Raw genomic sequence first — 25,443 nt, 5'->3', positions numbered from 1 at the left:
GGACGCCCCGATGCGCTTTCACCGTTCCTGGCACCTGCCGACGCACGACGCGTCGGGCCGCCATCTTCCTCACCCGCTGCCGGCGCGGGTCGCGCGCGCCGCGCTGTTCGCGGCGCTGCTCGTCGTCTGCGCGGTGGCCGCGGCGCCGCCTGCCGCCAACGTGCCTGCCGCGCCCCCGCCCGTCATCGTGATTCCGATCAACGGCGCGATCGGGCCGGCCAGCGCCGACTTCATCGTCCGCTCGCTCGGCCGCGCGGCGCGCGAACACGCGCCGCTCGCGATCCTGCAGCTCGACACGCCCGGCGGCCTCGACACGTCGATGCGGCAGATCATCAAGGCGATCCTCGGCTCGCCGGTGCCGGTGGCCGCGTTCGTCGCGCCGAGCGGCGCGCGCGCGGCAAGCGCGGGCACCTACATCGTGTATGCCAGCCACGTCGCGGCGATGGCGCCGGGCACCAACCTCGGCGCGGCGTCGCCGGTCCAGTTCGGCATCGGCGGCGGCCCGCCCGGGGGCAACCCGCCGTCGCCGACCGGCGTGTCGCCCAAGTCGCCTGCATCGGGCGCGTCGGCCGCATCGGCCGCGCTGCCGTCCGACACGCAATCGACCGAGATCCGCAAGGCGATGCAGGACGCCGCCGCGTACATCCGCGGCCTCGCGCAACTGCGCGGCCGCAACGCGGAATGGGGTGAGCGCGCGGTGCGCGAGGCGGTCAGCCTGTCGGCGACCGAGGCGCGCACGCAGCACGTGGTCGACCTGATCGCGCAGGATCCGGCCGACCTCGCGCGCCAGCTCGACGGCCGCACCGTGACGACCTCCGCCGGCGCGCAGCGGCTCGCGACCGCGCACGCGCCGCTCGTCGTCGTCGAGCCCGACTGGCGCAGCCGCTTCCTGTCGATCATCGCGGATCCGAACGTCGCGCTGATCCTGCTGACGATCGGCATCTACGGCGTGTTCTTCGAATTCGCGAACCCCGGCTTCGTGCTGCCGGGGCTCGCGGGCACGATCTGCCTGCTGATCGGGCTGTTCGCGATGCAGCTGCTGCCGATCAACTACGCGGGCCTCGGCCTCGTGCTGCTCGGCCTCGCGTGCCTCGTCGCCGAGGCGTTCCTGCCGACCTTCGGCGTGCTCGGCTTCGGCGGGATCGCGTCGTTCACGATCGGCGCGCTGATGCTGATCGATACCGACGTGCCCGGCTACGGCATCCCGTGGCAGCTGATCGCGGGCCTCGCGCTCGGCGGCGGGCTGCTCGTCGCGGGCGTGTCGAGCCTCGCGCTGCGCGCGCGGCGCCGGCCGGTCGTCTCGGGCGCGGAAGCGATGGTCGGCAGCATCGGCGAGGTGCTCGACGACGGCCTCGTGCCCGACCAGCCGCATACGGGGGCCGGGCCTGCGCCGTCTGCCGCCGGCTGGGCGCTGGTGCACGGCGAGCGCTGGCGGGTCGCGAGCAATGCGCCGCTCGCGGCGGGCTGCCGCGTGCGTGTGACGGGCCGCCAGGGGTTGATGCTCACGGTCGCGCCGCTGTATGACCGGCCGGAAGCCGCGCTGCGTGGGAGCGGCGCAGGCGCTGAAGCGCCAACGGCGGCCGACTCCCGTGTGGGTGGGAGCGCCGTAGGCGCTGAAGCGCCAACGGCGGTCGACAAAGGAGAAAAACCATGATCGGCTACACCTTCGGCTTCAGCAGCCTGCTGATCGTCTTCGCGGTGCTGCTCGTCGCGTCGTCGATCCGCATCTTCCGCGAGTACGAGCGCGGCGTCGTGTTCATGCTCGGCCGCTTCTGGAAAGTCAAGGGGCCGGGGCTCGTGCTGATCATCCCGGTGGTCCAGCAGGTGGTGCGCATCGACCTGCGCACGGTCGTGTTCGACGTGCCCGCGCAGGACGTGATCACGCGCGACAACGTGTCGGTGAAGGTGAACGCGGTGGTGTATTTCCGCGTGGTCGATCCGGAGAAGGCGGTGATCCAGGTCGCGCGCTTCTTCGACGCGACGAGCCAGCTCGCGCAAACCACGCTGCGCTCGGTGCTCGGCAAGCACGAGCTCGACGCGCTGCTCGCCGAACGCGAGCAGCTGAACGCCGATATCCAGAAGACCCTCGACGCGCAAACCGACGCGTGGGGCATCAAGGTGTCGACGGTGGAAATAAAGCACGTCGACCTGAACGAGACGATGGTGCGCGCGATCGCGCGGCAGGCGGAAGCCGAGCGCGAACGGCGCGCGAAGGTGATCCACGCGGAAGGCGAGCTGCAGGCGTCCGAGAAGCTGCTGCAGGCCGCGCAGCGGCTCGCGCAGCAGCCGCAGGCAATGCAGCTGCGCTACCTCCAGACGCTGACCACGATCGCCGCCGACAAGAACTCGACGATCGTGTTCCCGCTGCCGGTCGACCTGCTGAACGCCGTGCTCGACCGGTTCGCGCCGCCGCGCGAACGCTGACGGCCGCGCGTCACGCCAGCAGCCTGCGCTCCGTCTTGCCGTACTTGATCGACTTCTCGTCCGGGATCATCAGGCCCGTGTGCTCGTCGCGGCCCTGCAGGATGAAGCGCGCGTCCGGGCTGCCGATCTGCGCGGCGGCGAGCTTGCTGTCCGCGCCGATCTCGCCTTTCTTCATCCGGTTGACGATCACGCCCACCGCAGTGTCCTTGAAGTCACGCAGCATCCACGCGTCGCCGTCGCTGTCGCCGGCCACCAGCACCGGGCCGTACCCCTTGCTCGCCTGCAGCACGTTGCGAATGCCGACCGTCTTGCCCGGCCCGTAGTTGAAGTGCCAGCCGTCCGGGTAATGGCTCACGTACTTGCCGTCCTTCTTGTCGAGGCGCAGGCCGATCACGTTCTCCGGCGGCACGCCGTAGCCGTAGTTCGGGTGGCCGGCGAACACGCGCACCACGTCGTCGATCGATGCGGTGCTCACGTACACGTCGATGCCGTTCGCGCGCAGCGTGTGCATCAGCCCGCGGATTTCCTCGTGGATGCGGATGCCGTGGAAATGCGTGGCGGCGACCACGCCGGCCTTGCCCGGCAGCGTCTTCGGGCTTTCGTACTTCACCTTGCGCAGCGCGTCGCCGATGGCGCGGTCGTTCGACGCCTGCGCCATCGCCTGCAGCTCGGCGGTCGTCATGTTCCGGTAGAAATAGATGATCCACTTGTAGCCGATCTCGAGCGGATGCGTGTCGCAGATCGCGTCGTACATGTAGTACAGCTTCGCGCGGAAATCCTTGAACTGATCGGTCTCGCGGATCTCGTCGAGGCTCTTGCCGCCGCCGAATCCCTGGTAGTTCGCGTAGAGCCAGCGATAGTCGGCCTCGACGTCGGCGGCGAGATCCTCCATCGTCACCGGCTTGCCGTCCACCGTCGTGTAGTCCTTCGCGAACGCGCCCTTCGGCACGTCCTGCCACATCACGTCGACGAATTCGTCCGGCGTCAGCTTGTATTGCAGATGGTCGATCTGGTACATCAGCAACGCCTCTTCGCAGTCGTTCATGATGCACGTGTTGTCCCAGTCGAACACCGCGTACGGGCGCCGCTTCGCGTCGTAGCCCGCGCGCCCGGAGCCATGCCGGTCGAGCACCGCCTGCAGGCGCGCGGCGTTGAACGGCGACCAGCGGCCCGGGTCCAGCGCGTCCGGCGCGGACGCGTTCTTCGCGTCGGCGGTGCCGGCCTTGAGCATCAGCGACGTCGCGGCGCTCGCCGCGGCAAGGGTATTCAGGAAGGTGCGGCGCTGCATGGACTCTCTCCGTGGAAACGACGATTCGGGTTCGGTCGCCAACCTGCTCGACGCGCGGCGCGCATCGCGGCGTACCTGCGGCTCATCCGTCCGGCCGGGCCGGGGCGGCGACGGATTGGGGACGCATGATCTGGCGAAAATATTGCGGCAAATTGTCCGTGTCGCCGCGCGATGCGACATCGAGTTGATCCGCAGCGACATGCCGGGGCCGCCCGGGAAGCGCGATTTGCGTGGAGGGATTCCACTAGATGCGCCCCGCGCCGGCCGAACCGGCCTCGCCGCCTTCCACGCCGGGCCCGCTCGCGAAAACCCCGCAACGGCAGCCCCCGCCCGACCTAGGAAAAGCCCTCACCCCGAAACACTGGCATGTTCGGCCGAATTCGCTATGATCGTTACATCATTCAATGGCACATTAAAAGCTGACTGAATAACCTGCGGCGGCGACGCGCGGCGGGCGTGTTCCGGATCAGCGCCTCGCTTTGCATGGGACCCGAGTCGGCGCCGAAGCGCCGACGCCGGTCGACACTGGAGACACCTCATGCCCGACCATCCGCTGCCGGAAGTCCACCTGGAAGAACTGGCGCAATTCCGCGCCGTCCAGCAACTCGCGTACCGCTGCGTCGAGACCGTCGGCGGCCTGCTGTATCCGGGCATCACCGAGAAGGAAGCCGCGCGCCTGCTCGCCGAATGGCTGCAGGACCACGGCGTGCGCGACTGGCTGCACAAGCCGTTCGCGTGGTTCGGCAACCGCACCGCGTTCGACGGCTTCTCGGGCCTCACGCACCTGGGCGGCTTCAATCTCGCGTTCTTCCCGAGCAACCGCCAGCTCGAGCCCGACATGCCGGTGATCCTCGACGTCGCGCCGGTGCTCGACGGCATCGTCGCCGACGTCGGCTACGCGCACTGCCTCGGCACGAACCCGATCCTCGAGCAGCTGCAGGACGACCTGATGGATCACCGCGAGCTGATCGTGCGGCTCGTGAAGGCGCGCCGCACGATGGCCGAGGTCGCGCAGGAAGTCGACGCGCTGTGCCGCCAACAGGGCGTCGAGCCGCGCCACAAGGCGTATCCGTTCAAGGTGCTCGCGCATCGCGTCGCGAAGATCCACAAGCTGTCGAAGCCGCGCTTCGTCGCGCGCTTCGGCCTGAACGCCACCCGCAACCTGCTGCTCGACCAGGGCCGCGCCGCGAAGCAGCAGGGCTGGTCGCCGCTGTGGTCGATCGACCGCCGCTCCGAGCACGCGCCGGTGCCGGGCCTGTGGGCGGTGGAGCCGCACCTCGGTTTCGCCGGCGTCGGCGCGAAGTTCGAGGAGCTGCTCGTGATCACCGACGACGACGCGTACTGGCTCGATGACGACCTGCCGCACGTGCGCCGCCAGGCAGCGCGCACGCCCGCGCTCGTACCGGCCGCGCCGGCCGTCGCCGCCGCCCCGGCCGCAGCCTGACGCGGCGCGCGGCTCCCCCCCTTTCCGAACGAACGTGTACGGACCCACGATGCAGCCACTTTCCGATGAAGCGCCGCTGGCCCTGTTCGATTCCGTGTTCACCGAAACCGCGGTCGCGTCCGGCGACCTGACGCTCGCGGTCCGAACCTGGGGCGACCCGTCCCGCACGCCGGTCGTGCTGGTGCACGGCTATCCGGACACCAGCAGCGTCTGGCAGGACGTCGCGCCGCGGCTCGCGCGCCAGCACTACGTGATCGCGTACGACGTGCGCGGCGCGGGGCTGTCGAGCGCGCCCGCGCGCACCGCCGACTACCGGCTCGCGAAGCTGACCGACGATTTCATCGCGGTGATCGACGCGCTCTGCCCCGGCCGCCCGGTCCACCTGATCGCGCACGACTGGGGCTCGATCCAGGGCTGGGAATTCGTCACCGAGCCGAGGCTCGCGGGGCGCATCGCGTCGTACACGTCGTGCTCCGGCCCGTGCCTCGACCACGTCGGCCACTGGCTGCGCGAGCGCCTGCTGCGGCCGACGCCCGCGTCGCTCGGCAAGCTCGCCGGCCAGCTCGTGCGGTCGTGGTACGTGTACCTGTTCCATCTGCCGTTGATCCCCGAACTCGGCTGGCGGCTGTGGCTCGGCCGCGCGTGGCCGCGCCTGCTGCGCCGGATCGAGAAGACGCCGGTTGCGCCGCGCGCGACGCAGGCCGACGACGGCGCGCGCGGCGTGCGCCTGTATCGCGCGAACTTCATCCGCTGCCTGTTCACGCCGCGCGAGCGCTACGCGCATGCGCCGGTGCAGACGATCGTGCCGCTCGGCGACAAGTACGTGAGCCCGGCACTGTCCGAGGACCTGTCGCGCTGGGTGCCGCAGTACTACCGGCGCGAAGTGGCCGCCGGCCACTGGCTGCCGCTCGCCGATCCGGCGCGCTTCGCGGGCCTCGCGCAGCAGCTGATCGACGCGGTCGAATCCGGCGACGAGCCGCCCGCGCTCGCGAACGCGCGGCGCCGCGCGACGAGCGGCCGCTTCAGCGGCAAAGTCGCGGTCGTCACCGGCGCGGGCAGCGGGATCGGCCGCTGCGCGGCGCTGGCGTTCGCCCGCGAAGGCGCGACGGTGGTCGCGGTCGACATCGACCTCGCGAGCGCCGAGCGCACCGCGCTGCTGCTCCGGCTGATCGGCGCGGCGGCGCATGCGCGGCGCGTCGACGTCGGGGCCGCGGACGAAATGGCAGCGCTCGCCGGCTGGGTCGGCAGCGAACTCGGCGGCGCGGACGTCGTGATCAACAACGCGGGCATCGGCATGGCGGGCGGCATCCTCGACACGAGCGCCGCGCACTGGGAGCGGATCCTGCACGTGAACCTGTGGGGCGTGATCCACGGCTCACGCCTGTTCGCGCAGCAGATGGCCGCGCGCGGCACGGGCGGCCACATCGTCAACACCGCGTCGGCGGCCGCATTCGGGCCGTCGCGCGACCTGCCCGCGTACGCCACGACCAAGGCCGCGGTGCTGATGCTGAGCGAATGCATGCGCGCGGAGCTGGCCGAACAAGGCATCGGCGTGACGGCCGTGTGCCCCGGCTTCGCCGAAACGGGAATCATGGCGTCGACGCAATACGCGGGCGCCAATGCGCAGGACGAAGCGCGCCTGCGCAAGCGCGCGACGAAGCTCTACCAGATGCGCGGGATGAAACCCGACACCGTCGCGCAGGCGATGGTCGACGCCGTGCTGCGCAACCGGCCGGTCGTCGCGGTCGGCACGGAGGCCCACGCGCTGCGCTTCGTCGGCCGCTTCATGCCGTGGCTCGGCCGGATCATCGCCCGCGTCAGCATGGCATCGCATTGACGGCGCAACGACACAGCAACAACGCCGCACAGGGAGACACGCATGAACGCACCCGCCGACTACCACCCGATCAAGGCCCGCCACGTGAAGTTCGACTTCAGCGCGACGCCGATCACCTGGGTGCCGGACGACCCCGGCAGCACGCACATCATCAACACGCTGAACCTGCTGTTTCCGGAAGGCGAGCTGTGGTTCTGCCGCGTATACAACAAGGCGCTGCCGCACATCGCCGATGCCCGGCTGCGCGACGAGGCCGAGGGTTTCCTGCGCCAGGAGGCCGTGCATTCGCGTTCGCACGGCGGCGTGCTCAAGCACTACTACGACCGGCACGGCATCGACACGAAGCCGTTCACGCAGCGGCTCAACCGGCTGTTCACGCGCGTGCTCGGCGAAGCGCCGCTCGGGCTGAAGATCGGCCATACGCGGTTCTGGCTGCGCCAGCAGCTCGCGGTGATCGCGTCGCTCGAGCATTTCTTCGGCTATCTCGGCAACTGGGTGCTCAACGCGCACGGGCTCGACGAAGGCCGCGCCGATCCGACGATGGTCGACCTGCTGCGCTGGCACGGCGCCGAGGAAGTCGAGCACCGCACCGTCGCGTTCGACATCTATCGCCACCTCGGCGGCTCGTACCCGGAGCGCTGCGTGCACATGGCGTTCGTGATCGTGCTGCTGCTCTACTACATCACGAAGGGCGCGAAGTTCATGTACCGGCGCGACCCGGGCGCGGGCCGCTATCCGGGCTTCGTGCGCGCGTGGGCGCAAGGCGCGCGGCGCGGGCACCTGCCGTCGTTCTGGAAGGTGATCGGCGCGGCGCTGCGCTATTTCAAGCCCGGCTATACGCCGCACCACGAAGGCTCGACCGAGCAGGCGCTCGCGTACCTCGCGCGCTCGCCGGCCGCGCAGGCCGCCGCGCACGGCGGCAACTGGGGGACGACGAAGGCGTCGTGACACCGTGACGCCGCCCCGCCGCCGCCGCGCGCGCACGGCCCGGCGAAATGCGTACAATCGCGGCTTCATTTCCCCGGAGGTGCCGCGATGGCCATGAAAAAAACCGATCTCGAGAAGAACAAGGCGCTCAAGCTGACGCACGCGATGAAGCAGTCGAGCTCCGCGCGCTTCGGCAAGGGTGCCGAAGACACGGCGAAGCTCGACCGCCGCGCACAGCGCAAGCTCGACCAGGAACAGGGGCTCGTGCCGTTCGCGTGCAAGCTCAACGCGGAACTCGTCGAGCAGCTCAAGGCGCGCGCGGCGACCCATCCGAACGGCATGACGGGCCTGCTGAGCGAACTGCTGGTGAACGGGCTCGCGCAGCACGACGCGTGAACCATCGCGCCCCAAACACCGGTGAACGCCCATACGGGTCGATCACCGGAGGCGCTTGCGCTTCAGCATCGAGCGCCGTACTGCATGACACGAGGCCTCACCGGAAACGGATGAGGCTTTTTTGTTTTGGCGCGCGTCATCCCGGCCGGCTCGACGGATCGAGATGACGATGGCGATGCCGGGGATGCCGGGGATGAAGGAAGCGTCGCCGCGCACGCGATGCGCGTGCCGGCGACGTCAGGAAAGCACCCACCTGCGATGCGTCGCATCGCGGGTGTGCACCGAATGACGCGGCACGCCGCTGCGTGCCGCGAGCGATCGCGCGCCGCGCGCGGACATCAGGTGCTGGCGGCGAGACGCGGGCCCGTGCCGCGAGGAGTGGACTCGACGTCCGGCTTTTGCGACGCCTGCGCGCTCACCCAAGGTTCGATGCCCTGCTTCTGCACTTCCTCGAGAAAGGACACGCGTGTCCGCCAGTAGTCCGCCTGCAGTTTGACATCGATCACGCGCTGCTCGGCGGCAAACAGCTCCATGCGCGCAGTGACGAGCATCGACGCGGCGGTTTTCTCCGGCGTGGGGGCGTGGCGCATTGCCCAACGGCTGATCCAGTTCAGCATACTGACCTCCGTGATAACGGACGAACCCGCATCGGGCAATCGCATTCGGCCGCGCGCTGCCCGCACGCGCATCGGCCGCCGCCGCACGTCACTGCCGGGCGCTGCGCGGGCCGCCTGCTCCCCCGCATCGGCGGCGATCGGCCCGGTGTGCGTGCACGGTTTCTCTATCCTAGAAACAGTTGCCGATTAACGCGATACGGTCTTGCACTCTTTTACACAGAAACCACAGTCCGCAGCGCAGCACGCGATGACTGTTGCGCACGGGACGGCTTCGGCGCAGGATTGTTCGATTCCCGCGCGGCAATGGACTGAAGAATAAGAATCACCGCGCGCCCCTTGCATCCAGCATGCGGATGCACCGTTTCAGCCGCGTGTCTGCTCCGCCCCCGCACGCGGCGGCGCATCCCGCCCGCCCGTTTTCCGCCGCGCTCCCCCCGTTTCGCCGCCGCTTGCCGCCCGAACCGGTAAAATGCGCGCCGCCGTCGCACGGCCATGCCGCCGGCACGCGTGCCGCGGCCGATCGTGCCCCACGACTATATCGTCCGACCTATCCCGGCTATTACAATCCGCCGATAGTCGCGCAATAGTGGCTGGTTACAGTACGCCGGCCCTACGCGGCTGGCCGCACCGCTAAAACAAATCAACGCAACAAGCAACACGACAACCCGACCGGAGAAACGCCTACATGGAATCCATCAAGCGGTATTTCGGCTTCGATGAAGCCGGCACCGACTTCCGCACCGAAATACTCGCGGGCGTCACCACGTTCCTGACGATGGCCTACATCATCTTCGTGAACCCCGCGATCCTCGGCGACGCCGGCATGCCGAAGGAATCCGTGTTCGTGGCCACCTGCCTCGTCGCGGCGCTCGCGTCGATCATCATGGGGCTGTACGCGAACTACCCGATCGCGTGCGCGCCCGGCATGGGCCTCAACGCGTACTTCGCGTACACGGTGGTCAAGGGGATGGGCTTCACGTGGCAGGCCGCGCTCGGCGCGGTGTTCATCTCCGGCTGCCTGTTCCTGCTCGTCACGCTGTTCCGCGTGCGCGAGGCGATCGTCAACGGCATTCCGAAATCGCTGCGCATCTCGATCACCGCGGGCATCGGCCTGTTTCTCGGCATCATCTCGCTGAAGACCTCCGGCGTGATCGTCGGCAGCCCGGCCACGCTCGTCACGCTCGGCGACCTGCACAAGCCCACCACGATCCTGTCGATCATCGGCTTCTTCACGATCGTCACGCTCGACCACCTGCGCGTGCGCGGCGCGATCCTGATCGGCATCCTCGGCGTGACGATCCTGTCGTTCTTCTTCGGCGGCAACGAATTCCACGGCGTGTTTTCCGCGCCGCCGTCGATCGACGCGACGCTGTTCAAGCTCGACATCGGCGCGGCGCTGTCGACCGGCGTGATCAACGTGATCCTGGTGTTCTTCCTCGTCGAGCTGTTCGACGCGACCGGCACGCTGATGGGCGTCGCGAACCGCGCGGGCCTGCTCGTCGAAGGCAAGATGGGCCGCCTGAACAAGGCGCTGCTCGCCGACAGCACGGCGATCGTCGCCGGCTCGGTGCTCGGCACGTCGTCGACCACCGCGTATATCGAAAGCGCGTCCGGCGTGCAGGCCGGCGGCCGCACCGGCGTGACCGCGATCACCGTCGCGGTGCTGTTCCTCGCGTGCCTGTTCATCGCGCCGCTCGCGGGCGTCGTGCCCGGCTACGCGACCGCGCCCGCGCTGCTGTACGTGTCGTGCCTGATGCTGCGCGACATGGTCGACGTGCCGTGGGACGACGCGACCGAAGCCGTGCCGGCCGCGCTCACCGCGCTGCTGATGCCGTTCACGTATTCGATCGCGAACGGCGTCGCGTTCGGCTTCATCGCGTACGGCGGCCTCAAGCTGCTGACCGGCCAGGTGAAGCAGGTCAAGCCGATCGTGTGGATCATCGCGGCCGTGTTCCTGTTCCGCTTCTTCTACCTCGGCAGCGAATGAGCGCGACCTGACGCGCCGCAAAAAAACGACGACGCCACCTTCGGGTGGCGTCGTCGTTTTTGCGCGCGGCGCGCATGTGAACATGCCGCGCGGCATCGGCCGAACGGCACGGATTCGTCAGCAAGAGGGGTTCGCCGGCATGCGCGGCAGCGGACAGGAAACCGCCGCGCGCGTCGCTCGACGCGCGCAGAATCGATGCCGTCCGGGCGCCCGACTGATCGGCGCCGAACGCGCTGCGCCGGCTCGACCGTCAGCGCCAGTTCGCCTCGTAGAAGCGCACGTAGCCGCTGCGCAACGTCACGCATTGCGCCCGCGTTTCCGACAGCAGGCGCCGGGCAGCCGCCTCGATCCGCTCCCGGTGCATGTCGAACGCGCCGACCATATCCTCGAAGCGCGGTGAAGCCGCCCCGAAGTGGTCTTCGAGCGCCTCCGCGGTGATGTGGCACTGGACTCGCTCGCCATTGACCAGCGCCGGAAATGCGAGCATCAGTTCGCGCCCCGAATACTCGGGCGCCTCATTCGGGAAATGAATCTGCATGAGCGCCTCAACCGTCCGGTAGAAAATGAATGACCGCGTACGTCGTCCGCTACCGGCCGGACGAAGTGTTCGCGGGCTGGCCGGCCACTGCATGACGCGCGGGGCATGGCGCGGACAATGCTGACCGGTTGCATTCACTTTAGACGGTTTCGCGCAGGAGGCAAATATTGCGACGCGCGGCGTTCCGACGCGGGTTTCGTCAGTTCAATCGGGGAGCCGGCGCAGGCGCCGGCGCGGCGTCAGTGCGGGTCTTTCGGCCACACGTTGAGCGTGATCGCGGCGGTCGTGACGCCCAGCGCGATCGCCGCCGCGCCGTATCGCAACGCGTCCTCGATATCGAAGAGCAGGCCGTGGATCGCGACGGCAATGCCGCCGAGCATGATGAACGTGGCGATGGCCGCCAGTACGATCCTCAGTTCCGTCCGAACCATGATGGTTCTCCCCGCACGGAGGCATGTCGCGGCGCATGCGTGCTGCAATGCGGAACCAGGCGCGAGCGTGCTCCGTTTCCATCATTGCAGCCGCCCGCCCAAAAGCAAGCAGAATTTGCCCGTGGTCGCGCATCCGGCGCGGCGCTTGTATGATGAAGCGTTGCCCGCGCGGCCGGCCTGGTGCTCGCGCGTCGCGAGCGGGGAACGTACCCCGCCGACGGCTTCAGGACTGGAGACACGTCATGCCCCAATCTTCCGTGCTGCCCGCCACCGCGGGCCGCGTCGACCTGCTCGCGCAGGCGCATGCCCGCTCGAGCGCGGTCGGCCTGCGCGCGGACGAACTGCCCGATTTCTCGCCGCTGTCGCGCGTCGCGCTGCGCGAGCTGATCGACGTCAATCATTCGCTGTTCGCGCACGCCCGCCCGGTGATGGAGAACCTGCACGCGCAGATCGCCGACACGCAGAGCCTCGTGCTGCTGACCGATCCGCACGGCGTGATCCTGCACAGCATCGGCGATGCGGACTTCATCGAGAAGGCCAACCGCGTCGCGCTGTGCCCGGGCGTGTCATGGGCCGAGGGCGCGCGCGGCACCAACGCGATCGGCACCGCGCTCGCGTCGGGCCAGGCGCTGGCCGTGCACGGCTCGGAGCACTTCCTGCGCGCGAACCGCATCCTCACCTGCTCGTGCGCGCCGATCGTCGATCCGTTCGGCCGCACGCTCGGCGCGCTCGACGTGAGCGGCGACCCGCGCGGCGTCAGCTCGCACACGCTCGCGCTCGTGCGGATGTCCGCGCAGCTGATCGAAAACCACCTGTTCGCGAACCAGTGCGCGGAGGCGCTGCGCGTGCGCTTCCACGCGCACGAGGAGTGCGTCGATTCGCTGTTCGCCGGGCTCGTCGCGTTCGGGCCCGACGGCGGGCTGATCGCCGCGAACCGCAGCGCGCTGTTCCAGCTCGGCGCGCCGTTCGACGCGCTGCAGCATCAAGGCTGCGACGCGCTGTTCGGGATGTCGTTCGGCCTGCTCGCGCAGCAGGCCGCGCGCGCGGCCGGCGCGATGGTGCGGCTGACGCTCGCGAGCGGCGTGCGCGTGCTCGCCCGCTGCGAATTCGCGGATGCGCAGAAGACGACGGCCGCCGTCACGCCGGCCGCCGTGCAGATCGCGCGCGCCCCGGCCGCCGATCCCGGCGCGATCACGTTCGCGACGCTCGACACCGGCGACGCGCGGATGGCCGCGGTGCTGGAACGGGTCGCGAAGATCCGCGGGCGCGACCTGCCGCTGCTGATCCTCGGCCAGACCGGCACCGGCAAGGAATGGCTGGCCCGCGCGCTGCACGACGCGTCGCCGCGCGCGGACGGCCCGTTCGTCGCGGTGAACTGCGCGGCGCTGCCCGATTCGCTGATCGAGGCCGAGCTGTTCGGCTACGAGGACGGCGCCTTCACCGGCGCCCGCAAGCGCGGCAGCCCCGGCAAGATCGCGCAGGCCGACGGCGGCACGCTGTTCCTCGACGAGATCGGCGACATGCCGCTCGCGCAGCAGGTGCGGCTGATGCGCGTGCTGCAGGAACGCGCGGTGATGCCGCTCGGCGGTGCGCGCGCGGTGCCGGTCGATTTGCGGGTGGTGTGCGCGACGCACCGCGACCTGCGCGCGATGATCGCGGAGGGCACGTTCCGCGAGGATCTGTTCTACCGGATCAACGGCCTCGCGGTGACGCTGCCGCCGCTCGCGACGCGCACCGACCTGCCGGCGCTCGTCGAACGGATTCTCGACCGGCTCGCGCACGGCGAACCGATGCCGCGCCGCATCGCGCCCGACGTGCTCGCGGCGTTCGCGCGCCATCGCTGGCCCGGCAACCTGCGGCAGATGACCAACGTGCTGCGCACTGCGGGCATGCTCGCCGAGGACGAAGCGGAAATCGCGCTCGCGCACCTGCCGGACGATTTCTGGCTCGATTGCGACGCGGCGCCGCCCACATCGGCCGCGCCGGAAGCGCCGGCAAGCCGGGCGGCGGCGCCCGAGGCGACGACGCTGCAGGATCACCAGGCGGCCGTGATCGACGCGGTGCTCGCGCGGCACGGCGGCAACGTGTCGGCAACCGCGCGCGAGCTCGGGCTCGCGCGCAATACCGTGTACCGGCATCTGCGCAGGCACTGACGGCGCGGGCCGCCGGCCGCCGGGCTGTGCTTCGGGTATGCTTGGCGGCTTGCCGTGGCGCCCCGCCGCCTTGTACCGACATGACCGATTCCACACACCCGCCTCTCGTGCGCATCGAACCGCTCGGCGTGAGCTTCGACGCGCCCGACTCGCTGACGCTGCTCGAAGCCGCCGCGTTCGCCGACGTGTCGCTGCCGCGCTCGTGCCGCAACGGCACGTGCCGCACGTGCCTGTGCCGGATCGTCAGCGGCAGCGTACGCTATACGATCGAATGGCCGGGGCTGAGCCGCGAGGAAAAGGCCGAAGGCTATACGCTGCCGTGCGTCGCGATCGCGACCTCGGACGTCGTGCTCGACGTGCCGGATGCGGTGATGCGGTGATGCGCTGACGCGCACGCAGGACAGCGGCGACGTTTCATGAACCCAAGGAGAGCGTCATGACACAGCAGACCGATCGCATCGAAAAGCAGACCCTGTTGGCCGCATCGCCGGATCGCGTGTGGGAGGCCGTCAGCAATGCCGGCGAATTCGGCATCTGGTTCGGCGTGACCTTCGACGGGCCGTTCGTCGCCGGCCAGCGGCTGTTCGGCCGGATCACGCCGACGCGCGTCGACGCGGACGTCGCGAAAGCGCAGGAGCCGTACGCCGGCACGGTATTCGAAATCGTCGTCGACCGCGTCGAGCCGAAGCGCCTGTTCTCGTTCCGCTGGCATCCGTTCGCGATCAATCCGTCCGTCGACTATTCGAGCGAGCCGATGACGCTGATCGAATTCGTGCTCGCGGAACAACCGGACGGCACGCTGCTGACGCTCACCGAATCCGGTTTCGACCAGCTGTTCGCGGAGCGGCGCGCGAAGGCGTACGAGATGAACGACCACGGCTGGACCCTGCAGATGATGCTGATCGGCAAATACCTGGCAAAGCACGCGTAGCCCGCGCCGTCACGCCCCCGCCTGGCGCCGCGCGGCCAGCACCGCGTCCGCGATTTCGACGAACCCGGCGCCGCCGGGCCCGCGGGTGATCCAGCGCGGCGCCACCGGAATCTGGTCGAGATACGCGGTGACGGTGCTGACGCCGACCGTATGCGCGAAGAATTCGAACATCGGCGCATCGTTGGTGGAATCGCCGCTGTAAAGGATCGCGTGCCGTTCCTGTTCGATATCGACGCCGTAGTGCTGCGCGAGCACGCGGCGCGCCATCGCGAGCTTGTCGTATCCGCCCAGCCAGCCGAGCACCCACAGGTTGTTCACGGTGACGTCCGCGCCGGCCTGCCGGAGCGCCTGCGCGACGCGATCGTCGAACGCGGCGTCGCCGGAACGGGCGAACGCCACGCTCGTCATCCGGAACGGCTGATCGTCGGCGAGCCGTGCATCCGGCAGCAACTGCATCACCATCTGCGCGATCGGCGCGACACAGGCGGCGATCTCGTGCGCCGGGGTGTCCGCGTGCCAGAAGTGCCGGACGACGCCGTGCCCCGTGTCGTCGCGCCGGAAAAACACGCCGCCGTTCTCGCCGATCACGCCGTCGACCGGCCACATCCTCGCCATCTGGTCGCACCAGCCCGCGGGCGCCGCCGTCACCGGGATCACGCGAATGCCCGCCGCCTGCAGCCGCTCGAGCGCCGCGTAGGTCGCGGCGGACAGCCGGCCGCGATACGTGAGGGTCTCGTCCATGTCGGTCAGCACGAAGCGGACCGCGCTGAATTCGGTATCGGGGGCGTCGGACAAGGCGCGCATCGTGACCTCGTGTGCGATGAAGGGAATCGGCATTATGCCCGCATCGATTGTGGAACCGGCGTCATCACCGACGTGAATATTCACCCGGGATGACGCGCGCGACATGGCCTGCGCTGTGAGGCTTTCCGTCCTCACGAAACTATCGGCCGTGCCCTCGATCGATCCAATGCCGCGCGCTGCGGGCGACCTTCTCGCGGATGAATTCGACATTCACCGCCGCGTCGATCTGGCGCAGCAAGTGGTCCTTCGGCACGCGTTCCTCGAGTGTCACCCTCTCGAGTTCGTGCCGGGCGAGCGTCGGGGTCTTTAGCATGACGCCCATTAAACAACAAAGCCCAGGGAATGGCCCTGGGCTTTGTCGGCAATCTGAGACCGGGCATCGCCCGGTCTTTTCATCTTCGTCGATGACGCGAATCAACCGCCCAGATACGCCTGCTTGATCCGGTCGTTCGCGAGCAGGTTCGCGCCGGTGTCCGCCAGCACCACCCGCCCCGTCTCCAGCACATACCCGCGATCGGCGACCTGCAGCGCCTTGTTCGCGTTCTGCTCGACGAGGAACACCGTCACGCCCTCGTCGCGGATCGTGCGGATGATGTCGAAGATCTGCGCGATCACGAGCGGCGCGAGGCCGAGCGTCGGCTCGTCGAGCAGCAGCAGGCGCGGCTTGCTCATCAGCGCGCGGCCGATCGCGAGCATCTGCTGCTCGCCGCCCGACATCGTGCCCGCGCGCTGCGCCGAACGCTCCTTCAGGCGCGGAAACAGCTTGAACACGTGCTCGATGCCGTCGTCGATCTCATGGCGGCTCGCGAAGAACCCGCCCATCTTCAGGTTCTCGAGCACCGTCAGGCTCGGGAACACGCGCCGCCCTTCCGGCGAGATCGCCATCCCCTGCCGCATGATCTGGTGCGTCGACATCCCGGTGATGTCGTTGCCCTCGAACAGCACGCGGCCCGACGACGCGCGCGGCGTGCCGCACACGGTCATCATCAGCGTCGTCTTGCCGGCGCCGTTGCTGCCGATCAGCGTGACGATCTCGCCCTTGTTCACTTCGATCGACACGCCCGCGAGCGCCTCGACCGCGCCGTAGTGCGTATGGACCTGTTCCAGCTTCAGCATCACTCTTCCCCCAGATAGGCCTTGATCACGCGCGGATCGTTGCGAACCGCCTCCGGCGTGCCGATCACGATCGGCCGGCCGTGCTCCATCACGAGGATGCGGTCCGACACGCCCATCACGAGGCTCATGTCGTGCTCGATCAGCAGCACCGACACGCCGAACTCGCGGCGCAGCCGGTCGATCAGCTGCTGCAGCTCGATCTTCTCCTGCGGGTTGAGGCCGGCCGCCGGCTCGTCGAGCATCAGGAGGCGCGGCTCGGTGATCATGCAGCGCGCGATCTCGAGGCGGCGCTGGTGGCCGTACGACAGCGTGCCCGCCGGCCGGTTGGCGACCGTCGTCAGGTTCATCCGCTCGAGCCACACCGCCGCGCGTTCGAGCGCATCCTTCTCCGCGCGCCGGTAGGCCGGCGTCGCGAACAGGCCGTGAAACAGCCCGGATTTCACCTTGCGGTGCTGCGCGACCAGCAGGTTCTCGACCACCGTCAACGACTTGAACAGGCGGATGTTCTGGAACGTGCGCACGAGGCCCTTCACCGCGATCTGGTGGCTCGCGAGCCCCGCGATGCGGTGCCCGTCGAGCACCACTTCGCCCGCGGTCGGCTTGTAGAAGCCGCCGACGCAGTTGAACACCGTGGTCTTGCCCGCGCCGTTCGGCCCGATGATCGCGAACACCTCGTCGCGGCGCACGTCGAAATCGATGCCGTCGACGGCGAGCAGCCCGCCGAAGCGCATCTGCAGCCCGGCGACCTTCAACAGTTCTGCATTCGCGCTCATTGCGGCAGCTCCACGTGGGGACGGCTCGCGGGCAACAGGCCCTGCGGACGCCACATCATCATCAACACCATCACCAGGCCGAAGATCAGCATCCGGTACTCGGCGAAACCGCGCGCGACTTCGGGCAGGATCGTCAGCAGGATCGCCGCGAGGATCACGCCGAGCTGCGAGCCCATCCCGCCGAGCACGACGATCGCGAGGATCAGCGCCGACTCGATGAAGGTGAACGACTCCGGGTTCACGAGGCCCTGGCGCGCCGCGAAGAACGCGCCGCCGATGCCCGCGAACGCCGCGCCGAGCGTGAACGCCGACAGCTTGATGCGGGTCGGGTTCAGGCCCAGCGAACGGCACGCGATCTCGTCGTCGCGCAGCGCTTCCCATGCGCGGCCCATCGGCATGCGGATCAGGCGGCTCGTCACGAACAGCGTGAAGCCGACCAGCAGCAGCGCGAGCAGGTACAGGAAGATCACCATGTGCTCGCCGCTGTATTCGAGGCCGATCAGCTCGTGGAACGTCTTCGCGCCTTCGACGCTCGCCGAGCGCGCCATCTCGAAGCCGAACACGGACGGCTTCGGAATGCCCGAGATGCCGTCCGGGCCGCCGGTGAGGCTCGTCAGGTTGTTCGCGAGCAGGCGGATGATTTCGCCGAAGCCGAGCGTGACGATCGCGAGATAGTCGCCGCGCAGCCGCAGCACCGGGAAGCCGAGCAGGAAGCCGAACGTCGCGGACGCGATCGCCGCGAGCGGCAGGCATTCCCAGAACGTGAGCCCGAAGTACTGGTTGAGCATCGCGTACGTATAGCCGCCGACCGCGTAGAAGCCGACGTAGCCGAGGTCGAGCAGGCCCGCGAAGCCGACCACGATGTTCAGCCCGAGGCCGAGGATCACGTAGATCAGCGCGAGCGTCGCGACGTCGACGGCGCCGCGCGAGCCGAAGAACGGCCACACGAGGCCGACCGCGAGCAGCGCCCAGACGATCGCGCGCTGCTGCTTCGCGCCCATCTCGGGCAGCGCCGGCAGCGCGACCGCGGCTTTCGCGCGCGTGAGCCACGGCTTGAACAGCTGGAACAGGAACACGGCCGCGACCGCGATCCACACCGGGCGCCAGTGCGGCTCGAGCACGACCTGGTAGCCTTCGAGCTTCAGCTGCAGCCCGAGCACGGGCACCGTGAGGATCGCCGTTAGCAGCGCGGCAGCCACGGCATTCTTCAGCGTATCGCCGAGCGACGCGCCGGCGGCCGGCCGGCGAACGGAAATGACTTGACTCATCTGCGTCTCCCTCAAACCTTTTCGATGTCCGACTTGCCGAGCAGGCCGGTCGGGCGGAAGAGCAGGATCAGCACGAGCAGGCCGAATGCGACGACGTCCTTGTACTCGGCCGGCATGTAGCCCGCTGCGAAGGTTTCGGCCAGGCCGAGCAGCACGCCGCCGAGCATCGCGCCCGGAATGCTGCCGATCCCGCCGAGCACCGCGGCGGTAAACGCCTTGATGCCAGCGACAAAGCCGATGTACGGGTTCAGCTTGCCGATCGTCAGGCCGATCAGCACGCCGCCGACGGCCGCGAGCATCGCGCCGAGCACGAACGTGAACGAGATCACGCGGTTCGTGTCGATGCCGAGCAGGTTCGCCATCTTCATGTCTTCGGCGCACGCGCGGCACGCGCGGCCCATTCGCGAATGCGAGATGAACAGCGTGAGCGCGATCATCAGCGCGATCGTCACGCAGACGATCAGCAGGCGCGCATACGGCACCGTCACGTCGAAGTCGCCGCCGAGGTGGATCTCGAACGCGCCGGAGATCAGCACCGGCACGGATACGTCGCGCGCGCCCTGGCCGATCTGCACGTAGTTCTGCAGGAAGATCGACATGCCGATCGCGGAGATCAGCGGCACGAGGCGCGGGCCGCCGCGCAGCGGCCGGTACGCGACGCGTTCGACCGCGAAGCCGTACAAGCCGGTGACGAGCACCGACACGATCAGCGCCGCGCCGAGCACGAGCGGCAGCGGATAGCCGGCGGAGATACCGATGGCAGTGAGGGTCACGAGGCCCACGTATGCGCCGATCATGTAGATCTCGCCGTGGGCGAAGTTGATCATGCCGATGATGCCGTAGACCATCGAATAGCCGATGGCGATCAACGCATAGATCGCGCCCAGCGTCAGGCCGTTGACCAGCTGCTGGGCGAATTGCGGAAAGAAATCAGTCATGTGCGGGAAGCTCCCGGTAGCGCCGCGCCGCGCGCCGCCGCCGGATCGCGGCAGGGCTGCGGGCAAAGCGCACGGTATCGTCACGAGCCGCCCGATGGCCGCATGCGCAGCCAATACGCACCCGCCCCGCTCGGGTTTCGAGCGGGGCGGGTGCGTGGGCGGGTACTCCGTTTAGTTGGCGGCGACCGTCTTGGTCGCGTCCTTGTGCCACGTGTAGACGACGAACTTGAACGCCTTCAGGTCGCCCTGCGCGTCGTACGCGACCTTGCCGATCGGCGTGTCGAACGTCGTCTTGTGGATGTACGCGGCCACCTTCGTCGGGTCGGTCGTCTTCGCGCCCGCGATTGCGTCGGCGATGATCTTCACCGCCGCGTAGGCCGGCATCTGGAACGGGCCGTTCGCATCGCGCTTCTTGTCCGCGAACGCCTTCACGAGCGACGCGTTGGCCGGATCGGCCGTGAAATCGGCCGGCAGCGTGACGAGCATGCCTTCCGACGACGGGCCGGCGATGGCCGTCACGTCCTTGTTGCCGACGCCCTCAGGCCCCATGAAGGTCGCCTTCACGCCCTGCTCGCGCGCCTGGCGCATCAGCAGGCCCATTTCCGGGTGGTAGCCGCCGAAGTAGACGAAGTCGACGCCTTGCGACTTCAGCTTCGTGATGACCGCCGAGTAGTCCGAATCGCCGGCGTTGACGCCTTCGAACAGCACGACCGGGATCTTCGCGGCCTCGAGGTCCTTCTTCACCGACGAGGCGATGCCTTGGCCGTACGACTGCTTGTCGTGCAGCACCGCGACCTTCTTCGGCTTCAGGCTCGAGATGATGTATTTCGCGGCGGCCGGGCCCTGCTGATCGTCACGGCCGATCGTGCGGAAGATGAAGTGGCGCTTCTTGCCTTCGGTCAGCTGCGGCGCGGTGGCCGACGGCGTGACCATCACGATGCCTTCGTTCTCGTAGATGTCGGAGGCGGGAATCGTCGAGCCCGAGCACACGTGGCCGATCACGTACTTGATCTTCTGGCTGACGATCTTGTTCGCGACCGCGACGGCCTGCTTCGGCTCGCACGCGTCGTCCATCAGTACGACTTCGAGCTTGTTGCCGCCCGCACCACCCGCCGCATTGACCTGTTCGATCGCGGTCAGCGCGCCGGCCTTCACCATGTCGCCGTACTGGGCGACCGAGCCGCTCATCGGCCCGGCGATGGCGATCTTCACGGTTTCCGCTTGCGCGGCGGCGGCGCCGGCGGCGAACAGCACGGCGGCGAGGGAAATGGACGTAAGACGGGACAGCGTCATCAGGAGCTCCTCGATGTTGTTAGTCATACGGGCAAAGGCGGCATGACTTGCGCAATCGAACAGCACCCGGGGCGAGGACATGGGACACGCCCGAGACGCGGAGACGGACCTGCGGCGGAATGAGACTTGTGCGGGGCCCGGCTCTTACCATCCCCGGAGGGGATGAGTGGTTCGGAAAGACAACGTGATGCGTCTTGCATTGCGCAAGCGTTTCGCCTGCCCCGCTTGCCGAACCGCACGCCGGAGGGATGGTCCGACAGCCGTTGGCAAGGCAGTCGAAATTATATGGGCGTTTTTCAATCATCTGTCAAAAATGCCGGCTGACCAAGGGAAAACACGTAGGATTGCCCTGGGTGCGGTGGCGATGGCGGCGCAACCCGATTTAAAAGGGCATGGTTGACGGAAGCGCAATCCGGTTGCGATCGCAGCTCGGCGTCGCGCGCTTTGCCTTGTCAGGCAAGGCATTCTGGAATCCGTCCTATCCGGTGGCGAAGCAGCGCGATGCAAAGCGCCGGATCGGCCCGGCGACAGGCACGGGCAGCATGTGGACCAGGCACCATTGCAGTGCGTCGCGCAGGGATCGAGACCCATTCAATTCGCCGACGATTATTGGCTGTGCGAAAGCATGTCGTTATTTTTATGAAATAATGCGAAGCCGTTTCCGCAGTCCAGCCAGCCCTCCGCCGCGATGCGCGCCTGCCGCCAGCCAGCGATCTGCCCGTTTGTTTCAACGCCTGTCGCTTGCCTTGCATCGTCCATGAATCACGCCTTTCGCTTCATTCCCGCCGCCGCGCTCGCCGGTGTACTTTTCGTCATGACTGCCCGTGCATGGAGCCAGGACATCCCCAACCCGGACGCTGCCGGCACGAACGTGTTCCGTGCCGAGCGGCGCGCGACGAACGGCGTGCGCGTCCCGCGCGACGCGCACGCCGGACGCTACGCCGCACCCGCGACGCACGGCCCGTTCGAGACGAACGACACCCGCGAGCTTCGAATGTCCGGCGGCCGCCTCGTGCCGCGTGCGCGGGACAAGCGCGCCGGCGATTCGCACTGGCCCGCGAACCGCGTTACGCCCGGTGCGGACGGTCTCGGCCGTCGCGTGCCCGAGCATGAACGGCGGGCGCTCAACTGGGACGCGTATCTGAAGGACAACGGCACGCCGTACGGGGGCGGCTTGTCCGCGACGCGGACGTACTCTCCGTCGAACCCGCGCGTACCGGTGCGTCCGTATGGCCGCCCGCACGGACTGCCCGGCGTGCCGAATCCGTACGATCCGTCGGTGCCGCAGCCCGAGACGCGCACGTTCTACGACAACGGCACCGGCACGCGTTGCACGGCGACGGGTGGTGCCGGGGTGTCGCGATCGTCGTGCGATCTCGGATGGTGACGACGCGCTAAAGATCCGTCGGCACCCACCGTTAACGACAAGACGCCGTTCACGGCCAACCGACGGTATCGGAACACCTCCACGCCCATACTGACCGGAATAGGCCGGCTCGCCTGTTGGTAGACGACCATGCGATCGCTGCACACAAATGCACGAATTGCGCCACTGCGAACGGCCATCCCCTCACCTCGGCGAAACCACAATCGCCGCCCTTCGATTCTGTGCCCGGCCCGCCGGCGTCCGGTTATCCCCCACCGGTTCGCGCTTTCCTCTCCCCTCGATCGCAATGCGCTTCGCATCCAGCCCGACGTCGACGAGCTCGATCGCCACGACTTCCGCGCGCCGCCTGGACAACTCCAGGTCATACGCATCCGCCCCCTCGTCATCCGAGTACCCATAGACGCGCACCCCATTGATCCCCGCCGACGTGAGCGTGCGCCCGATCCGCTCGACGATCCGGCGAACGTCGGGCTTGAGGTTGTACCGGTCGAAATCGAACAGGATCGGCCCGGCCGAGCCGAACTCGAAACCCTGCTCGGTCTCCTGGAACCCGGCCGACTTGAGCGCCGTGACCTGCGTCTGCGTCAGCCCGCGATGAAGCGGCGGCGTCTTGCAGCCGCCGAGCAGCATGCACAGCAGCAGCACGCCGCCGATGCCCATCCGCCCAATGCTCACAGGAAACGGGTTTTCCATCATCGCCTCCCCTCAAAACGCGCCCGCCGCGCACGCATGGTTTCAAACCGCCACGACCACCTCGCCCCCCACTGCGCGAGGCGATCAACCTCAAGCCGGCCCGGCGACCCCCTCAGCCAACTGCCACGACCCCGGCCGCGTGCGCTTGGCCCGGTACATCGCGGCATCCGCCGCGCGCAGCAAGCCGCTCGCGTCCGATGCGTGATCGGGATACAGCGCAACGCCGACACTCATCATGGTCGGCACCGCGCGGCCATCGGCCAATACGATCGACGGCACCATGCCGGACACGATCGCATCGGCAATCCGCCCGACGCTGTCCGCTTCGCGTACGGGCGCCAGCATCACGGCAAATTCGTCCCCGCCCAGGCGGGCGACCAGATCGGCCTCGCGCAACTGCGCGCGCAGCCGGGCCGCGATGCCGATCAGCACCTTGTCGCCGGCTTCGTGGCCGAAGCAGTCGTTGATCTCCTTGAAGCGGTCGCAGTCGAGATACAGGACGGCAAGCCGCTGGCTCGTTACCCTGGCCTCGCGGAGGGCGAGCGCGAGGCGCGACTCGAACTGCTCGCGGTTGGGCAGGCCCGTGAGGGCATCGTGCGTGGCCTTGTGTTCGAGCGACGCGTTTTCGTCGCGCAGCGTGTTCTGCCAGTCTTCCAGCTCGTCGAGCAGCGCATTGAAGTCGTCGCCGAGTTCGTTCAGTTCGGCGATCGCCGCGGGCTTGACGCGCTGCTCGAACGCGCGCTCGCGCCGCACGGCGTGAGCGACGCCGGCCAGCGCGCGCAACGGCGAAACGATGCTGCGCAGCAGGCGCTTTGAACTGACATATGCGCCGAACACGCTGACGGCCAGGCAGCCGAGGATGCCGCCCACGCCGCCCAGCAGGAAACCGAAGAACTGGTGCCCCCGCCCGCGCACGACGACGTAACCGACGACGATGCCGTCGTGCACGACCGGAATCGTCACCGGCCCGGGCAGCGCAAAATCGGCGACGCCTCGCTCGAGCCGGGCGATTTCGCTGCCTGCGGGCAACTGCCACGTCGCGAACGGCTGGCCCTTGCCATCCGTGACCACCACCTGCGCGACGTCTTCGTCGCCGGCGATCAGCGCGATCGCCTCGGCCGCCGCGACGCGGTCGCCGAACACGAGCGCCGCCTCCACCGTATAGCCGAGCGAGCGGGCCAGCAGGTTCAGGTTGTTGCCGGCATACGCGCGCAATGCGATCACGGCGACCACGATCAACGACACGGCGGCCATCGCGACGGCGACGAACGCCAGCCGCAGGTGCGCGCGGCGCAGCACGCTCTGCAGCGTCGGGCGCAACATGCGCGAAGAGGAAGCGGCGGGCGCGGACCGTGTCATGGCGTCACCGGCCGCCGCGCAAGATTGAGCACATTCGGGTGAACACGCACGCCGCTGCGCGCCACGGCGTCGAGATTGACGTCGAAGGTGACGCGTTCGCCGTCGACATTGAGGCAGAACATGCTGCCCGCGGTGCAGGCTGGATCGTGTTCCGAAATCGTCAGGACCGGATGGCCGGCCACCGCGGCGCTCACCCGCGCACGCTCGTCGCCGCTCATGATGCCGAGATAGACGACGTCGCAGGCCATGCCGAGCGACGCATCGTCGAAGCGGACGCGCTCCACGTCGAGCTGCGTCGAGCCGGCCTGCAGCGTGTCGATCAGGCCGTGCGCGTAGTCGGGCCGGCCCGTCACGCACAGATGCAGGGCGACGGGCGTCGTCGGCCAGCGCGTGAAGCTGATGATGCCCAGCACGACCTGACGGACGGCGGCGTCGAGTGGCGACATGACGGGATCGGCTCGGCTCGCGGCGGTGACGATGCGCACGATGTCGGCCGGATCGTCGGCACTGGCGGGAGCTCCGACGAGTACGGCGGGCGCCGCGCCCAGCACGCATGCCACCGCGAGCAACGCATGGCGCAGCGACGCGGCCCGGCCGGGCCGGACGCACGTCGTCCGCGCGGCGCTCGCCGCCGCGCCCGTTGGCGTCGTTGCAGTCGCAAGACTGGCAGCCGCCGCGCACACTGTCGCAACCATGATGGAAACTTCCGCTGGCGGCGCTCGCGGCGCCGCTTCTTGCCCCCCCCCGACCTGCGCGTGCAGACACCGTTGCACGCGCACGATTGCTTCATATTAGGTAGAAAGTCGCGCGCACGACCAGTGGGAAACACCCGGCGGAAA

Annotated in this window: 25 protein-coding genes and 1 pseudogene; 11 read left to right on the top strand and 15 right to left on the bottom strand. The window is 68.6% G+C overall.

Annotation, left to right across the window (positions count from 1 at the left end; genetic code table 11):
- Positions 1 to 10: 10 nt before the first annotated feature.
- On the top strand, positions 11 to 1,654 hold the full coding sequence (locus tag ABFO07_RS18515) for an NfeD family protein (protein WP_322234261.1): 1,644 nt from the start codon (positions 11 to 13) through the stop codon (positions 1,652 to 1,654).
- The gene (locus ABFO07_RS18510; RefSeq protein ID WP_059562449.1) at positions 1,651 to 2,424 is read left to right on the top strand and encodes a slipin family protein; all 774 of its coding nucleotides are present in this window, start codon (positions 1,651 to 1,653) and stop codon (positions 2,422 to 2,424) included. The genes ABFO07_RS18515 and ABFO07_RS18510 overlap by 4 nt, the downstream gene beginning before the upstream one ends.
- Positions 2,425 to 2,434: 10 nt before the next feature.
- Here the strand turns inward: ABFO07_RS18510 and ABFO07_RS18505 are convergent, their stop codons facing one another.
- Positions 2,435 to 3,712 (bottom strand): HAD family hydrolase, encoded by a 1,278-nt coding sequence (locus ABFO07_RS18505; protein ID WP_059958937.1) that lies wholly within the window; start codon positions 3,710 to 3,712, stop codon positions 2,435 to 2,437.
- A gap of 538 nt (positions 3,713 to 4,250) precedes the next feature.
- On the opposite strand from ABFO07_RS18505, the gene ABFO07_RS18500 reads away from it, so the two are divergent.
- From ABFO07_RS18500 to ABFO07_RS18485, 4 genes are all read left to right on the top strand, one after another.
- The gene (locus tag ABFO07_RS18500) at positions 4,251 to 5,156 is read left to right on the top strand and encodes a M24 family metallopeptidase (RefSeq protein WP_060014014.1); all 906 of its coding nucleotides are present in this window, start codon (positions 4,251 to 4,253) and stop codon (positions 5,154 to 5,156) included.
- Positions 5,157 to 5,205: 49 nt separating this feature from the next.
- Positions 5,206 to 6,993, top strand: a complete 1,788-nt coding sequence (locus ABFO07_RS18495) for an SDR family oxidoreductase (protein WP_060014012.1) — start codon at positions 5,206 to 5,208, stop codon at positions 6,991 to 6,993.
- Between the two features lie 42 nt (positions 6,994 to 7,035).
- On the top strand, positions 7,036 to 7,941 hold the full coding sequence (locus tag ABFO07_RS18490) for a metal-dependent hydrolase (protein ID WP_059801653.1): 906 nt from the start codon (positions 7,036 to 7,038) through the stop codon (positions 7,939 to 7,941).
- Positions 7,942 to 8,028: 87 nt separating this feature from the next.
- The gene (locus ABFO07_RS18485) at positions 8,029 to 8,316 is read left to right on the top strand and encodes a hypothetical protein (RefSeq protein WP_059907552.1); all 288 of its coding nucleotides are present in this window, start codon (positions 8,029 to 8,031) and stop codon (positions 8,314 to 8,316) included.
- A gap of 42 nt (positions 8,317 to 8,358) precedes the next feature.
- Here the strand turns inward: ABFO07_RS18485 and ABFO07_RS18480 are convergent, their stop codons facing one another.
- Positions 8,359 to 8,532, bottom strand: coding sequence for a hypothetical protein (locus ABFO07_RS18480; protein WP_155634347.1), 174 nt, complete (start codon positions 8,530 to 8,532; stop codon positions 8,359 to 8,361).
- Positions 8,533 to 8,654: 122 nt separating this feature from the next.
- Complete coding sequence (locus tag ABFO07_RS18475) at positions 8,655 to 8,933, bottom strand: hypothetical protein (protein WP_059562423.1); 279 nt, start codon at positions 8,931 to 8,933, stop codon at positions 8,655 to 8,657.
- 685 nt (positions 8,934 to 9,618) lie between these two features.
- Between ABFO07_RS18475 and ABFO07_RS18470 the strand changes: the two genes are divergently transcribed.
- Positions 9,619 to 10,920 carry an NCS2 family permease gene (locus ABFO07_RS18470; protein ID WP_059562421.1) on the top strand — a complete coding sequence of 434 codons (1,302 nt, stop codon included), beginning with the start codon at positions 9,619 to 9,621 and terminating at the stop codon, positions 10,918 to 10,920.
- 250 nt (positions 10,921 to 11,170) lie between these two features.
- Here the strand turns inward: ABFO07_RS18470 and ABFO07_RS18465 are convergent, their stop codons facing one another.
- Both ABFO07_RS18465 and ABFO07_RS18460 read right to left on the bottom strand, forming a co-directional pair.
- Positions 11,171 to 11,458 (bottom strand): DUF1488 domain-containing protein, encoded by a 288-nt coding sequence (locus tag ABFO07_RS18465; RefSeq protein ID WP_059562417.1) that lies wholly within the window; start codon positions 11,456 to 11,458, stop codon positions 11,171 to 11,173.
- Positions 11,459 to 11,697: 239 nt separating this feature from the next.
- Positions 11,698 to 11,974, bottom strand: a pseudogene (locus tag ABFO07_RS18460) (DUF2964 domain-containing protein).
- A 157-nt stretch (positions 11,975 to 12,131) separates the two neighbouring features.
- Here ABFO07_RS18460 and ABFO07_RS18455 point away from each other — a divergent pair.
- The 3 genes from ABFO07_RS18455 (at position 12,132) to ABFO07_RS18445 (ending at position 14,973) form a co-directional block, all read left to right on the top strand.
- Positions 12,132 to 14,042, top strand: coding sequence for a sigma-54-dependent Fis family transcriptional regulator (locus tag ABFO07_RS18455; RefSeq protein WP_059801659.1), 1,911 nt, complete (start codon positions 12,132 to 12,134; stop codon positions 14,040 to 14,042).
- A gap of 80 nt (positions 14,043 to 14,122) precedes the next feature.
- The gene (locus ABFO07_RS18450) at positions 14,123 to 14,422 is read left to right on the top strand and encodes a 2Fe-2S iron-sulfur cluster-binding protein (RefSeq protein ID WP_059801661.1); all 300 of its coding nucleotides are present in this window, start codon (positions 14,123 to 14,125) and stop codon (positions 14,420 to 14,422) included.
- A 56-nt stretch (positions 14,423 to 14,478) separates the two neighbouring features.
- Complete coding sequence (locus tag ABFO07_RS18445) at positions 14,479 to 14,973, top strand: SRPBCC family protein (RefSeq protein ID WP_059801663.1); 495 nt, start codon at positions 14,479 to 14,481, stop codon at positions 14,971 to 14,973.
- A gap of 9 nt (positions 14,974 to 14,982) precedes the next feature.
- Here ABFO07_RS18445 and ABFO07_RS18440 read toward each other — a convergent pair whose 3' ends face one another.
- From ABFO07_RS18440 to ABFO07_RS18410, 7 genes are all read right to left on the bottom strand, one after another.
- On the bottom strand, positions 14,983 to 15,777 hold the full coding sequence (locus ABFO07_RS18440; RefSeq protein ID WP_059992731.1) for an HAD-IIB family hydrolase: 795 nt from the start codon (positions 15,775 to 15,777) through the stop codon (positions 14,983 to 14,985).
- A 414-nt stretch (positions 15,778 to 16,191) separates the two neighbouring features.
- Positions 16,192 to 16,893: an ABC transporter ATP-binding protein gene (locus ABFO07_RS18435; protein WP_059562405.1), complete on the bottom strand. Its 702-nt coding sequence runs from the start codon at positions 16,891 to 16,893 to the stop codon at positions 16,192 to 16,194.
- Complete coding sequence (livG, locus tag ABFO07_RS18430) at positions 16,893 to 17,666, bottom strand: high-affinity branched-chain amino acid ABC transporter ATP-binding protein LivG (protein WP_347469385.1); 774 nt, start codon at positions 17,664 to 17,666, stop codon at positions 16,893 to 16,895. Before livG ends, ABFO07_RS18435 begins: the two co-directional genes overlap by 1 nt.
- Positions 17,663 to 18,934, bottom strand: a complete 1,272-nt coding sequence (locus tag ABFO07_RS18425; RefSeq protein ID WP_059892296.1) for a high-affinity branched-chain amino acid ABC transporter permease LivM — start codon at positions 18,932 to 18,934, stop codon at positions 17,663 to 17,665. The genes livG and ABFO07_RS18425 overlap by 4 nt, the downstream gene beginning before the upstream one ends.
- Before the next feature lie 11 nt (positions 18,935 to 18,945).
- The gene (gene livH, locus ABFO07_RS18420) at positions 18,946 to 19,872 is read right to left on the bottom strand and encodes a high-affinity branched-chain amino acid ABC transporter permease LivH (protein WP_017328684.1); all 927 of its coding nucleotides are present in this window, start codon (positions 19,870 to 19,872) and stop codon (positions 18,946 to 18,948) included.
- A gap of 171 nt (positions 19,873 to 20,043) precedes the next feature.
- Positions 20,044 to 21,165 (bottom strand): branched-chain amino acid ABC transporter substrate-binding protein, encoded by a 1,122-nt coding sequence (locus ABFO07_RS18415; RefSeq protein ID WP_347469384.1) that lies wholly within the window; start codon positions 21,163 to 21,165, stop codon positions 20,044 to 20,046.
- 606 nt (positions 21,166 to 21,771) lie between these two features.
- On the bottom strand, positions 21,772 to 21,924 hold the full coding sequence (locus ABFO07_RS18410; RefSeq protein ID WP_155628641.1) for a hypothetical protein: 153 nt from the start codon (positions 21,922 to 21,924) through the stop codon (positions 21,772 to 21,774).
- A 55-nt stretch (positions 21,925 to 21,979) separates the two neighbouring features.
- Here ABFO07_RS18410 and ABFO07_RS18405 point away from each other — a divergent pair, with 55 nt between their 5' ends.
- Complete coding sequence (locus tag ABFO07_RS18405; RefSeq protein ID WP_347469383.1) at positions 21,980 to 22,552, top strand: hypothetical protein; 573 nt, start codon at positions 21,980 to 21,982, stop codon at positions 22,550 to 22,552.
- A 183-nt stretch (positions 22,553 to 22,735) separates the two neighbouring features.
- On the opposite strand, the gene ABFO07_RS18400 is transcribed toward ABFO07_RS18405, so the two are convergent.
- From ABFO07_RS18400 to ABFO07_RS18390, 3 genes are all read right to left on the bottom strand, one after another.
- Positions 22,736 to 23,245 carry an OmpA family protein gene (locus tag ABFO07_RS18400; RefSeq protein ID WP_059801797.1) on the bottom strand — a complete coding sequence of 170 codons (510 nt, stop codon included), beginning with the start codon at positions 23,243 to 23,245 and terminating at the stop codon, positions 22,736 to 22,738.
- A gap of 90 nt (positions 23,246 to 23,335) precedes the next feature.
- The gene (locus ABFO07_RS18395) at positions 23,336 to 24,604 is read right to left on the bottom strand and encodes a diguanylate cyclase domain-containing protein (RefSeq protein WP_059884694.1); all 1,269 of its coding nucleotides are present in this window, start codon (positions 24,602 to 24,604) and stop codon (positions 23,336 to 23,338) included.
- The gene (locus ABFO07_RS18390; RefSeq protein WP_060014000.1) at positions 24,601 to 25,299 is read right to left on the bottom strand and encodes a YfiR family protein; all 699 of its coding nucleotides are present in this window, start codon (positions 25,297 to 25,299) and stop codon (positions 24,601 to 24,603) included. The genes ABFO07_RS18395 and ABFO07_RS18390 overlap by 4 nt, the downstream gene beginning before the upstream one ends.
- Between the last annotated feature and the right edge of the window lie 144 nt (positions 25,300 to 25,443).

This window comes from Burkholderia stagnalis (genome assembly GCF_039848545.1).
GTDB lineage: Bacteria > Pseudomonadota > Gammaproteobacteria > Burkholderiales > Burkholderiaceae > Burkholderia > Burkholderia stagnalis.
This window is presented reverse-complemented; position numbering and strand designations above follow the sequence as displayed.

Coding starts and splice junctions, on each gene's coding strand:
- ABFO07_RS18515 (WP_322234261.1), top strand. CDS start 11: ATGCGCTTTCACCGTTCCTGGCACCTGCCGACGCACGACGCGTCGGGC.
- ABFO07_RS18510 (WP_059562449.1), top strand. CDS start 1,651: ATGATCGGCTACACCTTCGGCTTCAGCAGCCTGCTGATCGTCTTCGCG.
- ABFO07_RS18505 (WP_059958937.1), bottom strand. CDS start 3,712: ATGCAGCGCCGCACCTTCCTGAATACCCTTGCCGCGGCGAGCGCCGCG.
- ABFO07_RS18500 (WP_060014014.1), top strand. CDS start 4,251: ATGCCCGACCATCCGCTGCCGGAAGTCCACCTGGAAGAACTGGCGCAA.
- ABFO07_RS18495 (WP_060014012.1), top strand. CDS start 5,206: ATGCAGCCACTTTCCGATGAAGCGCCGCTGGCCCTGTTCGATTCCGTG.
- ABFO07_RS18490 (WP_059801653.1), top strand. CDS start 7,036: ATGAACGCACCCGCCGACTACCACCCGATCAAGGCCCGCCACGTGAAG.
- ABFO07_RS18485 (WP_059907552.1), top strand. CDS start 8,029: ATGGCCATGAAAAAAACCGATCTCGAGAAGAACAAGGCGCTCAAGCTG.
- ABFO07_RS18475 (WP_059562423.1), bottom strand. CDS start 8,933: ATGCTGAACTGGATCAGCCGTTGGGCAATGCGCCACGCCCCCACGCCG.
- ABFO07_RS18470 (WP_059562421.1), top strand. CDS start 9,619: ATGGAATCCATCAAGCGGTATTTCGGCTTCGATGAAGCCGGCACCGAC.
- ABFO07_RS18465 (WP_059562417.1), bottom strand. CDS start 11,458: ATGCAGATTCATTTCCCGAATGAGGCGCCCGAGTATTCGGGGCGCGAA.
- ABFO07_RS18455 (WP_059801659.1), top strand. CDS start 12,132: ATGCCCCAATCTTCCGTGCTGCCCGCCACCGCGGGCCGCGTCGACCTG.
- ABFO07_RS18450 (WP_059801661.1), top strand. CDS start 14,123: ATGACCGATTCCACACACCCGCCTCTCGTGCGCATCGAACCGCTCGGC.
- ABFO07_RS18445 (WP_059801663.1), top strand. CDS start 14,479: ATGACACAGCAGACCGATCGCATCGAAAAGCAGACCCTGTTGGCCGCA.
- ABFO07_RS18440 (WP_059992731.1), bottom strand. CDS start 15,777: ATGCGCGCCTTGTCCGACGCCCCCGATACCGAATTCAGCGCGGTCCGC.
- ABFO07_RS18435 (WP_059562405.1), bottom strand. CDS start 16,893: ATGCTGAAGCTGGAACAGGTCCATACGCACTACGGCGCGGTCGAGGCG.
- livG (WP_347469385.1), bottom strand. CDS start 17,666: ATGAGCGCGAATGCAGAACTGTTGAAGGTCGCCGGGCTGCAGATGCGC.
- ABFO07_RS18425 (WP_059892296.1), bottom strand. CDS start 18,934: ATGAGTCAAGTCATTTCCGTTCGCCGGCCGGCCGCCGGCGCGTCGCTC.
- livH (WP_017328684.1), bottom strand. CDS start 19,872: ATGACTGATTTCTTTCCGCAATTCGCCCAGCAGCTGGTCAACGGCCTG.
- ABFO07_RS18415 (WP_347469384.1), bottom strand. CDS start 21,165: ATGACGCTGTCCCGTCTTACGTCCATTTCCCTCGCCGCCGTGCTGTTC.
- ABFO07_RS18410 (WP_155628641.1), bottom strand. CDS start 21,924: ATGGACGATGCAAGGCAAGCGACAGGCGTTGAAACAAACGGGCAGATC.
- ABFO07_RS18405 (WP_347469383.1), top strand. CDS start 21,980: ATGACTGCCCGTGCATGGAGCCAGGACATCCCCAACCCGGACGCTGCC.
- ABFO07_RS18400 (WP_059801797.1), bottom strand. CDS start 23,245: ATGGAAAACCCGTTTCCTGTGAGCATTGGGCGGATGGGCATCGGCGGC.
- ABFO07_RS18395 (WP_059884694.1), bottom strand. CDS start 24,604: ATGACACGGTCCGCGCCCGCCGCTTCCTCTTCGCGCATGTTGCGCCCG.
- ABFO07_RS18390 (WP_060014000.1), bottom strand. CDS start 25,299: ATGGTTGCGACAGTGTGCGCGGCGGCTGCCAGTCTTGCGACTGCAACG.